Here is a 2,561-nt window from a genome sequence, read left to right on the forward strand (position 1 = left end):
CCGAGCGGCCTCATAGCTCACTCGGCTATCTGACGCCGGTGCAGTTCGCCTTGGCGCACGATGCAAAGCAGCAGTTTTTAACCTTGGACTCTAACTGCAGTCCGGACTAAAACCGGGGGCAGGTCATCACGGAAAAACGTGGCCGTAAATTCGCCTGATGGGTCATAGACGATAGCGCGCTTTCCATTGGCCCGCACCTGCTCCATCAAGCCGAAAAACTGCTGAGATTTCCCCGTTCCCTGTGCGCCGGCAAAAAGCGTGTTGAGAACTTCCGCCTTCTTGCGCATCGGCACACCGGCGATCCGATAAGGGCTGGCGTCGTCGCGCGCCTCCAGTTCCTTGACGAGTGCTTTCGGTTTGACGAGCTTTGCACCGCGAACCTGCCTGTCAGTCAGTTTCCCACGCCCGTATTCCATCCAGAACAGGACGGTGAGAAATGTCACCGCAATGGCTGTGAGAACGGCGTAAAGGGCAGCATTGCGCACGTAGACGAAAAACTCGTCGGCGGCGTCTTCGGTAAACGAGAGCGCGGCGGCCGGCGGCAGTTCGGTGTCGTCGTTGCCAAGATGGAACGATACGTTTGGATTGGCCATGGGCACGACGGTGAGGATTTCAGCCTCGAGGTGCTTGACGGTCAGATAGCGTGTGTGCGCCGACGTGATGAAGTAGAGGTAAGCGGCACCGGCGATGGCACCGACGAGAATCGACGCGATAACCACGGCGACGATCGCGCTGGTGAGCAGTTTGGCTTGCTGCCACCAAAGCGCAGTCCCACGGGAGAAAGTCGCGATGCCACTGGGCGAGCGTTGATCAGCCATGGCTGCCTCCCATCAGTTTCTTGGTGGCAGCCTCGGCCCGATCTTGAGCCTGGTGAAAGAGTTGAACGTTTCGATCGCTGATGATCGTCGTCAGAACCTCTCGGCAGAGAAAGACCGCGCGGACGAGATCGGGAGGCAGTTCGCCGGCAGAGATTCCGCCGGCGCCCGGCGATCCGCTTTTCGATGTTTGCGCGGGATCTGGCATGACGGCCAGCAGCGCGTTGAGCCGCTTTTCGAGTTGTTCGACGTTGTCGTTGACGATTCCGCGAACGAGGATTTGGCGAAGAAAATCGGCAACAGGAATCCCAGCCTCGTTCGCTTTTCTGCGATAAAACTGGTCGGTGGGTCTGTCGAACCGAATGGTAATACGGTCGGATTTGCCTTTGCTGGCGTGACTGGAACGTGGCATGTGCGCCTCAGCATACACATCACCCCATTTTTCCCCGACCGGCCTTCTTAAAGAGGCCGGCTAATCAAATAGTTAGGACATTATAGCTGACGAAAATGGTTTGCGGTGTCTGCCGTGTTCCGTTCGAGATGCACGTTGCAATCGCTCCAAATTCCTCTTTTACATTCAATTATTTATAGCGTTTTTTTCGATTCGGTGTCTGCCATTTCGGAGTCCGACATTTAAATCTAGCTGGCCATTCTCGGCACCAATCGGCACGGTTTTCTGCGAATTTGCGGGGGCACGCGACGTTTGGCTGCCACGTTACGCCCTTATCCAACAAGACGCTCAGCGATTCGATGCGTTTTTCGGTGTCAGCGCAAATGCGTCCCGGTGTCTGCCAGCGTAGAGCCTTGCGCAGCAAGGCTCTACGCACCCGCAACGGAGTTGCGTGGTGTGTGACCGTCTGGTCGGGGGGTGGGGCTTGCCCCACGGGTCGCCCCCCGAACGGACGGTATCTGGATGGTGATGCCCGGACAGGTCCGGGTAGCACCGGTTTTTCAGCAGGCGTCGCGATCAGCATCGCAGCCGGCAAGAGCGAGGATCTCGTCACCATGAGACGTTCGCCAGATTGGAGCACCGAGAAAATTTTGAGGAACGGTAGAGATCGAGCCATCGATACGAGAAAGAGAAACGCAGGCGAGCGTCGATCCGTTCAGCACGGGAAAAAACGGAAAAGAGAGGTGGAACGGAGGCAGGGAGCGGACAGGGAGAAATTCGGAGCGGAGGCGGTGGTTATGCCACGCAGGTTTTCCACATATCCACGGGTCCGGACCGAAGCCGCGATGCATGTACATCGCAAGAGCGTCGGCCGCGCGCCGTTTTCCACAACGGTGTTGGTTGTGGGAAACGGGAGAAGCGCGGGGACCGGTGGGTATGTGGAAAACCTGCCGGCGTGCGCGGAATTCGGCCGAGGAAAGATGGGGGCGGGCGATCACCAGAGAGAAAACGCTGTGAGGGAAGGGCGGCGTTGCGGTTCACGGCGGTCGCGACTGGGCGGCTGCCGGGCAGATGCAGCGCAATGCGCGCATTGCGCTCTGGATGGTTGGTCCGCGCGGGGCGACGGTCGCGCAAGGGCGCGAGTGGCGCCCCGCGCGGTACCTGCCCGGAAGACGCGGGGTCGGTAGTTCGGAGCCAGGGCGGGTCAGATCGGCGGGCGCGACGGTGGCGACCGCCGCGCGTGAGTAGCGCAATGCGTGCATTGCGCTCTGGATGGTTGGTCCGGGCGGGGCGACGGCCGCGCCAGGGCGCGGATGGCGGCCCGCCCGGTGCCGACGCGGAAATCGCGGGGTCGG

At 60.1% G+C, this 2,561-nt stretch carries 2 protein-coding genes; both read right to left on the reverse strand.

The genetic code is table 11. From position 1 onward, the window contains the following. Positions 1-77: 77 nt before the first annotated feature. Complete coding sequence (locus G3O00_RS41720) at positions 78-818, reverse strand: type IV secretion system DNA-binding domain-containing protein (RefSeq protein ID WP_241025593.1); 741 nt, start codon at positions 816-818, stop codon at positions 78-80. Beyond that, on the reverse strand, positions 811-1,227 hold the full coding sequence (locus tag G3O00_RS41725; protein WP_175971933.1) for a hypothetical protein: 417 nt from the start codon (positions 1,225-1,227) through the stop codon (positions 811-813). Before G3O00_RS41725 ends, G3O00_RS41720 begins: the two co-directional genes overlap by 8 nt. Between the last annotated feature and the right edge of the window lie 1,334 nt (positions 1,228-2,561).

The organism is Burkholderia sp. Ac-20384, from assembly GCF_017104605.1.
Classification (GTDB): Bacteria; Pseudomonadota; Gammaproteobacteria; order Burkholderiales; family Burkholderiaceae; genus Burkholderia; species Burkholderia lata.

Excerpts from the sequence above, each read along its gene's own strand:
- G3O00_RS41720 (WP_241025593.1), bottom strand. The coding sequence starts at position 818 with ATGGCTGATCAACGCTCGCCCAGTGGCATCGCGACTTTCTCCCGTGGG.
- G3O00_RS41725 (WP_175971933.1), bottom strand. The coding sequence starts at position 1,227 with ATGCCACGTTCCAGTCACGCCAGCAAAGGCAAATCCGACCGTATTACC.